The sequence below is a fragment of the Terrabacter sp. 2YAF2 genome, from assembly GCF_052114705.1.
Lineage (GTDB): Bacteria > Actinomycetota > Actinomycetes > Actinomycetales > Dermatophilaceae > Terrabacter.
In genome coordinates this window covers 21,242-28,170 of sequence record NZ_JBFRFG010000032.1, presented here as the reverse complement: position 1 = coordinate 28,170, position 6,929 = coordinate 21,242, and the positions used below count along the sequence as shown (strand labels likewise).

The window sequence follows — 6,929 nt, the reverse complement described above, 5'->3', positions numbered from 1 at the left end:
AGGTCGGGTCCCATGATGCCGTCCTTGAAGCCGGGGAAGTTCTCGACCTCGGTCGTGTTCATCAGCGCGCCGCCAGCGGTCACGGCGCCCTCGAAGACGAGGGGCGCGAGGTTCGCGCGGGCCGCGTAGACGGCCGCGGTGTAGCCCGCCGGGCCGGAGCCGATGATGATGACGTTCCGGACGTCGGTCGTGTCAGTCATGCGGGGTCCTTGTCGCGTAGCCGATGCGGTCAGTGGGTCTGTAAGTCAGCGCGTTCTGCGGCGAGGCCGTGCTCAGGCAGAGACCGGTGTGACGTCGAGGGACTCGAGCAGGCCCAGGATGCGCTGCCGGATCTCGTCACGGATGGGGCGCACGGCCTCGACGCCCTTGCCGGCGGGGTCCGCGAGGTCCCAGTCCTCGTAGCGCTTGCCGGGGAAGATCGGGCACGTGTCGCCGCACCCCATGGTGATGACGACGTCGGACTCCTTGACCGCCTCGGTCGTCAGGACCTTGGGCGTCTCGGCGGTGATGTCGATGCCCTCCTCGGCCATGGCGGCGACGGCGGACGGGTTGACCTGGTCGGCGGGAGCCGATCCCGCCGAGCGCACCTCGACGGCGCCGCCGGAGAGGTGGGCGAGGTAGGCGGCGGCCATCTGGGAGCGGCCGGCGTTGTGGATGCAGACGAAGAGGACGGAGAGCTTGTCGGTCTGGTTGCTCACGTGGGTGGCTCCTTGCTTCTGGTTTGGGGGTCGTGGGTTCGGTGGTTTGATGCAGGCGCGAGTGTGGGAGGCGCGGGTTGGGGTGGTGTCGCTGGGTCAGATTCCGAGGTCGCGGAGCAGTCGGGTGACGCGGCCTTGGATGTCGTCGCGGATGTCGCGGACGGTCTCGAGGGGCTGGCCGGCGGGATCGGCGACGTCCCAGTCCTCGTACCGCTTGCCCGGCAGGATGGGGCAGGCGTCGCCGCAGCCCATCGTGATGACGACGTCGGCGGCGCGCACGACGTCGTTGGTGAGCGGCTTGGGGTAGGCCTCGGAAAGGTCGATGCCGCGTTCCTTGAGGACGGCGATTGCGGTGGCGTTGACCTCGTCGACCGGGGCGGAGCCGGCGGAGCGGACGTGGACCCGGCCGCCGGAGAGGTGCTTGGCCAGCGCTGCGGCGATCTGGGACCGGCCGGCGTTGTGGACGCAGACGAAGAGCAGCTCGGGCACCTGCTTCGTGATCCGGCCTTCGGCCTGCGCTGCTGCGGTCAGCTGCTGGGTGGCGTAGCGCGCGGTCAGGATCGGCAGGTAGGTGGGGATCTTCGAGACGGGCTCGAGGGCGGCGCGTGCGTCGGCTACGGCCTGCGCCACCGACTCCTTGGAGAAGACGCCGTCGTACTTGTACGTCAGGTCCTCGATGATCCGGTCGTAGTCGGGCGAGCCAGCGGCGCTGTCAGTGCGCATCGGTCAGGGTTCCTTCCATGGCAGGTCGGGTTAGCTCTGAAAGGGCAGCGGTGCCGACCGGTTCGAGGGCCATCAGCGGCAGCACCGCCACGCGTCGGCAGAGCTCGTTCACGCGAGCGAGCGGGTCGGCTTCGGCGTGGGCTCGGGCCCGCAGGAACGAAGAGGTGGGCGCCGAGGCGGTGAGGCTGGCATTGACGACCCAGGCCCACGGGGTGATGCCGGCGCGGGCGAGGTCGTCCTGGAGCTCCTCGGCCTCAAGCACTGGCGTGGTCTCGGGGAGGGTGACGATGACGACCTTGGTCTGGCTCTGGTTCTGCAGGCGCATCAGCGGGGTGACGAAGCGGGTGCCCTCGCTCATCTGGCGCGTGATCTCGCGGTGGTAGGAGCCGGTCGCGTCGAGCAGGAGCAGGGTGTGGCCGGTCGGGGCCGTGTCGAGCACAACGAACTGCTTGCGGGCCCGGAAGACCACGTGGGAGAACTGCTGGAAGACGGCGACCTCGTCGGTGCACGGTGACTTCAGGTCCTCGGCGAGGACGGCCCGGCCGGCGTCGTCGAGCGCGTTGCCCTTGCCGGCCATGACTCGTTCGCGGTACTCGATGATGGCCTGTTCGGGGTCGATCCGCTCGACGGTGAGGTGATCGACCTCGGCCTGGAGCGTCTCGCTCAGGTGGGCGGCCGGGTCGGTGGTCGTCAGCAGCACCTCATGTCCGCGGGAGGCGAGCTCGAGGGCGACTGCGGCGGCGACGGTGGTCTTGCCGACCCCGCCCTTGCCCATGCACATGACCAGGCCGTGGCCGTCCGCCTCGAGGTCGTCGACGAGGTCACGAAGGCTGGTCAAACCGTCTGGCAGAGAGGCGATCTCGTCGCCGGCTGGAGCGGCCGGTGTCGCGTCGGGGTCAAGCAGAGCGCGGAGCGAGGGGACGCCGACCGTGTTGAACGCGAGCAACGGAATCGTCGTCCGGGGCAGCGCGGCAAGGTCGGCGGGGATGGCGTTCAGCGCCTCCCTCTCGCGTCGAGTCACCGCGTCTACGAGGATGTCGTCAGTGGTATCGGCGGCCGCGTACCCCGGGATGACGCCGTTGATGACGAGATGGGCGTTCGTCATGCCCAGCTCGCGCAGCTCGTTGAAGGTGCGTGCGGCCTCCCGGATGGAGGAGCGTTGCGGGCGCGTCACGAGCACGAGGCGCGTTCGTGTGGGGTCGGTCAGCGCTGCCAGTGCGCCGGCGTAGTCGTGCCGCAGCCGGTCGAGGCCCGCAACGGGTCCCAGGCATGACACGTCGCCCTTGCCGTCGGACAGGTAGGTGGTCCACTCCCCGGGAAGCTGCAGCAGTCGGACGGTGTGCCCGGTGGGGGCGGTGTCGAAGAGGACGTGGTCGTAGGCGGCCGTGGCGGACTCGTCGGCGAGCAGGGAGGTGAACTCGTTGAAGGAGGCGATCTCGGTCGTGCAGGCTCCGGAGAGCTGCTCGGTCATCGCCGAGATCTCGGCGGCCGGCAGGAGGTCGCGCACCGGGTCGATGATCGCGGCTCGGTAGGCGTCGGCTGCCTGCTGCGGGTCGATCTCCAGAGCGTCCAGACTTGGGACGTCCGGGACCGGAGTGACCACGTTCCCAACGGTGGCGTTGAACACCTGCCCGACGTTCGACGCCGGGTCGGTGCTCGTCAGCAGCACCCGCTTGCCCTGCCCCACCAAGTGCACCGCCGTGGCGCAGGCCAGCGAGGTCTTGCCGACGCCGCCCTTGCCCGTGAAGAACAGGAACCGGGGCGGAGCGTCGAGAAAGGGCAGGGAGAGCATCAGCAGCAGCCCGTCGAAGGGCTGGGCGAACCCGTGGAAGCCTCCGGCGCGCAACAGCCGGCATCCGAGGCTGTCTGGGCCAGGGGCAACAGGTGACGGTCAGAGGATGCGCCCTGCGCAGACTCGGCGAGGGCTGAGTACCGGACGAGCTGCTCACGGGTCGGGTAGACGCCGGTCAGCACGGTCACGCCGTCCACCGTCGTCAGCGGAAGGCCCTCGGATCCCGAAAGGTGGAGGAAGTCGCGTACGGCGTCGTTCGTGACGAAGGCCTGCGGGTCTTTGGCCAGGTTGTGGCGCAGCACCTGGCCGCCCGCCTCGTTGACGTGTGCCAGGTCGGCGGTGAACACGACGAGGCGTTCGTCGAGCTCGGGTCCACACACGCCGGTGTTGCAGCAGAGCGCGGGCTCGTAGACGTGGATCTCAGGCATTGCGCGACTCCTTCGCTGGCGTCATGTCCGACGGGGGGGTGCGGGGGGCGTTCGGGCCGCCGGGGACGACGTGGAAGCGCTTGCGCAGGGCGAGGCTGACGTAGACGAGGGCGACGAGGGCAGGGACCTCGATGAGCGGGCCGACGACGCCGGCGAGGGCCTGTCCGGAGGCCGCGCCGAAGGTGGCGATGGCGACGGCGATGGCGAGCTCGAAGTTGTTGCCCGCAGCCGTGAAGGCGAGCGTCGTGGTGCGCTCGTAGCCCAGGCGGAGACTGGCGCCGAGTCCGAACCCGCCGCCCCACATCACGGCGAAGTAGACGAGGAGTGGCAGCGCGATGCGCACGACATCGAGCGGCCGTGAGGTGATCGCGTCGCCCTGCAGGGCGAAGAGGATGACGATGGTGAACAGCAGGCCGTAGAGCGCCCAGGGTCCGATGCGGGGGATGAAAGTGCTTTCGTACCAGGTCCGCCCGCGTCGGCGTTCCCCGATGCGTCGGGAGAGGAACCCCGCGAGGAGCGGGATGCCGAGGAAGATGAGGACGGAGCGGCCGATGTCCCACGTCGAGGCGTCGATGCCGGTCTGTGAGAGACCGAGCCAGCCGGGCAGCACGGAGAGGTAGAACCAGCCGAGCCCGGCGAAGGCGACGACCTGGAAGATCGAGTTGAGCGCGACGAGCACGGCCGCGGCCTCGCGGTCACCGCAGGCGAGGTCGTTCCAGATGATGACCATGGCGATGCACCGGGCGAGTCCGACGATGATCAGGCCCGTGCGGTAGGCCGGCAGGTCGGGCAGGAAGATCCAAGCGAGCGCAAACATCAGCGCCGGCCCTAGCACCCAGTTGAGGAACAGGGAGCTGACCAACAGTCGCTTGTCGCCCGTGACCGAGTCGAGCCGGTCGTAGCGGACCTTGGCCAGGACGGGATACATCATGACGAGCAGTCCGAGGGCGATCGGGAGGGAGACCCCGTCGACCTCCACCTTCGCGAGGCCGTTGCCGAGGCCGGGGATGACTCGCCCCAACAGCAGGCCGGCCACCATGGCCAGGCCGATCCAGACCGGCAGGAACCGGTCGAGAGTCGAGAGTTTCGCCACCACCGGATCGTGGGCGGGCGGCGTGGCCTGGGTGGAGGTGCTGGGGCTGGGCGCGTTGTTCACCGATGTCCTTCGAAGCTGGGCCTGGTCTGCTGCAGGATCGACACTGGTCGATACTCCAACGTTGGCAGTTGCATCGACATGTGTCAACATTGAGGCTGGTCTATGGAAGTGAACGGGAGGTGACCGAGGTGAGCATCACGACAATGAGCACGACGCCTCAGCGAGTGCCACAGGTTTCGGACTGCGGCTCGCCCCCGGTGGTTGCCCTCGAGCGCGAAGAGGCCGAGCGACGCGCAAGCCTGCTGAAAGCTCTCGCCGACCCGGTCCGCTTGCAGCTGCTCAGCATCATCAGCGCCTCCCCGAACCAGGAAGCTTGCGTCTGCGACATGACTGAGGCCGTCCCGGTGTCACAGCCCACCGTCAGCCACCACCTCAAGACGCTGGTCGACGCCGGCATCGTCACCCGTGAGCGTCGGGGCACCTGGGCCTGGTTCCGCCTCGACACCAAGGCCCTCGAGGGGATCCGGGCCTTCCTCGGCTGAGCGCGATCGAGGCGCGCTCATCGGCCGGATCGCAACGTCCGACCATCGGCACGACCGGTCAGCGGCAGAGCTGCGGCTTGCGCGCGGACTTGCGCGCGGACTTGCGCTCCTGGCAGGCCGTGAGTGCCTCCGTCAGCGTCTGTGGGACCGGCGCAGATGGTGCGCTCTCCGTCGTCCCCTACAGGCCGGTGTGGGCTTCGAGGCGGCCGGAGTCGACGGCGTCGACGAGCGCTTGGTAGTCGCGTTCGTTCTGGTCGGCGTAGGCCACGGAGAAGTTGGCGATCGCCTCGTCGAAGGTCTCGCTCGCGCCCAGGTAGGACGCGATCGCGATGCGGTCGCCGGAGCGCGCGTGGGCGCGGGCCAAGGTCGCCCCACACAGTCGTCCGTATGCCGTCATGGCGTCTGCGTGGAGTGTCTCGACGTCGGCGGAGCCCTTCCAGTCGCGCAGCTGGCGAAGGTAGAAGTCGCGTACTTGACCGTCGAATCCGGTGACGCGTTGCCAACCGAGGAAGATGTCGCTGGCGGCCTGCATCAGCCGTTGTCCGGCGACGACGCGCTGTCCGTGGTTGGCGTATCTGCTCTTGCCCACGAACCTCTCAAGGACGGACGCCTCGGCCTCTTTGGCCTGCAGGAAGAGGGGGTCCTGGTTGTCCCTGCCGAGCAGGAGCAGGATCCAGGCCCGCGTCCCGACGCTGCCGACGCCGACCACCTTGCGGGCGGCGTGGACGTAGTGGAAGGACTCCAGCAGCTCTCGCCGGTCGGTTTCGAGGGTGCGCCGATACGAGCGGATCAGTGCCTGCAACTCTCCCTCGATACCGTCTCGAGCTGAGCCCGGCGGTACCAGGTCCTCGATCGGCACGATGAGGGGCGCGTCGGAGAGGATGCGGCGATGCCCGTCGACCTCATGCGTGAGCTTGCTGAAGGCCTGCATGCTGTCACGGGTGCGGGCTTTGGCCACGTTCGCCTTCGTCTTCTTCCGCTGCTTCTTCGACACGCTGCCCTTGAGCGTGTCGTACAGCGTCTCGACGTCGATGTGTGCGTACCAGACGTCGAGGTTGCGCTCCGTCGCGAACAGCCGCATGCGTGTCCGGTACTCGGCCACACAGTCTCGAACGATCTGCCAACGCTCCTCCGGAGCGAAGCCGCGTTCTCGACCGGCGATCTCCAAACTCGCCGCGAGCCGCTTGACATCCCATTCCCAAGGTCCCGGAAGTGACTCGTCGAAGTCGTTGATGTCGAACATCAACCGGCGCTCGGGCGAGGCGAAAACGCCGAAGTTCGACAGGTGGGCATCCCCGCAGAGCTGGGTGTTCAGCCCTGACAGGGGAGTGGCGGCAAGGTCGTTGGCCATGATGAGGGCTGCGCCCCGGTAGAAGGTGAACGGCGAGACCAGCATTCGTCCGTAGCGCACGGGCACCAGTTCAGGAACCCTGCTGAGGCCTTGCCCCTCCAGCAGGGCGATCGGATCGGGTCGGTCCAAGGCGGGATGCCAACGACCGTGGCTGTTGCGGGGCGTCTCGTTGCGAGCCGCCCTGCCCTTGGCTACCCGCTCGTCGACGCTGAGGTGCGTCAGCTTGGGTGCTGCTTTGGCGCCGGGAGGGCTTGGCGTTGTTGCGGGTCTGATCGTGGTGGTCACGAGGTGCTCCTCAC

8 protein-coding genes are annotated in these 6,929 nt (G+C 68.4%); 1 reads left to right on the top strand and 7 read right to left on the bottom strand.

All coding sequences use genetic code 11. From position 1 onward, the window contains the following. The 6 genes from AB4030_RS21510 to arsB form a co-directional block, all read right to left on the bottom strand. A partial coding sequence (locus AB4030_RS21510) for an FAD-dependent oxidoreductase (RefSeq protein WP_442281241.1) occupies nt 1-200 on the bottom strand: 200 nt, incomplete at its 3' end. Nucleotides 201-272: 72 nt separating this feature from the next. Next, nucleotides 273-698, bottom strand: coding sequence for an arsenate reductase ArsC (locus tag AB4030_RS21505; protein WP_442281240.1), 426 nt, complete (start codon nt 696-698; stop codon nt 273-275). A gap of 96 nt (nt 699-794) precedes the next feature. Continuing rightward, nucleotides 795-1,421, bottom strand: a complete 627-nt coding sequence (locus AB4030_RS21500) for an arsenate reductase ArsC (RefSeq protein WP_442281239.1) — start codon at nt 1,419-1,421, stop codon at nt 795-797. Continuing rightward, on the bottom strand, nt 1,411-3,267 hold the full coding sequence (gene arsA, locus AB4030_RS21495; protein WP_442281238.1) for an arsenical pump-driving ATPase: 1,857 nt from the start codon (nt 3,265-3,267) through the stop codon (nt 1,411-1,413). Before arsA ends, AB4030_RS21500 begins: the two co-directional genes overlap by 11 nt. Continuing rightward, nucleotides 3,213-3,641: an arsenite efflux transporter metallochaperone ArsD gene (arsD, locus tag AB4030_RS21490; RefSeq protein ID WP_442281237.1), complete on the bottom strand. Its 429-nt coding sequence runs from the start codon at nt 3,639-3,641 to the stop codon at nt 3,213-3,215. Before arsD ends, arsA begins: the two co-directional genes overlap by 55 nt. Further along, the gene (arsB, locus tag AB4030_RS21485; RefSeq protein WP_442281242.1) at nt 3,634-4,737 is read right to left on the bottom strand and encodes an ACR3 family arsenite efflux transporter; all 1,104 of its coding nucleotides are present in this window, start codon (nt 4,735-4,737) and stop codon (nt 3,634-3,636) included. The genes arsD and arsB overlap by 8 nt, the downstream gene beginning before the upstream one ends. A gap of 62 nt (nt 4,738-4,799) precedes the next feature. On the opposite strand from arsB, the gene AB4030_RS21480 reads away from it, so the two are divergent. Next, entirely contained in the window at nt 4,800-5,279 is a 480-nt protein-coding gene (locus tag AB4030_RS21480) for an ArsR/SmtB family transcription factor (protein WP_442281236.1), read from the top strand. 178 nt (nt 5,280-5,457) lie between these two features. On the opposite strand, the gene AB4030_RS21475 is transcribed toward AB4030_RS21480, so the two are convergent. Further along, the gene (locus tag AB4030_RS21475; RefSeq protein WP_442281235.1) at nt 5,458-6,915 is read right to left on the bottom strand and encodes a DUF2252 domain-containing protein; all 1,458 of its coding nucleotides are present in this window, start codon (nt 6,913-6,915) and stop codon (nt 5,458-5,460) included. Nucleotides 6,916-6,929: the final 14 nt, after the last annotated feature.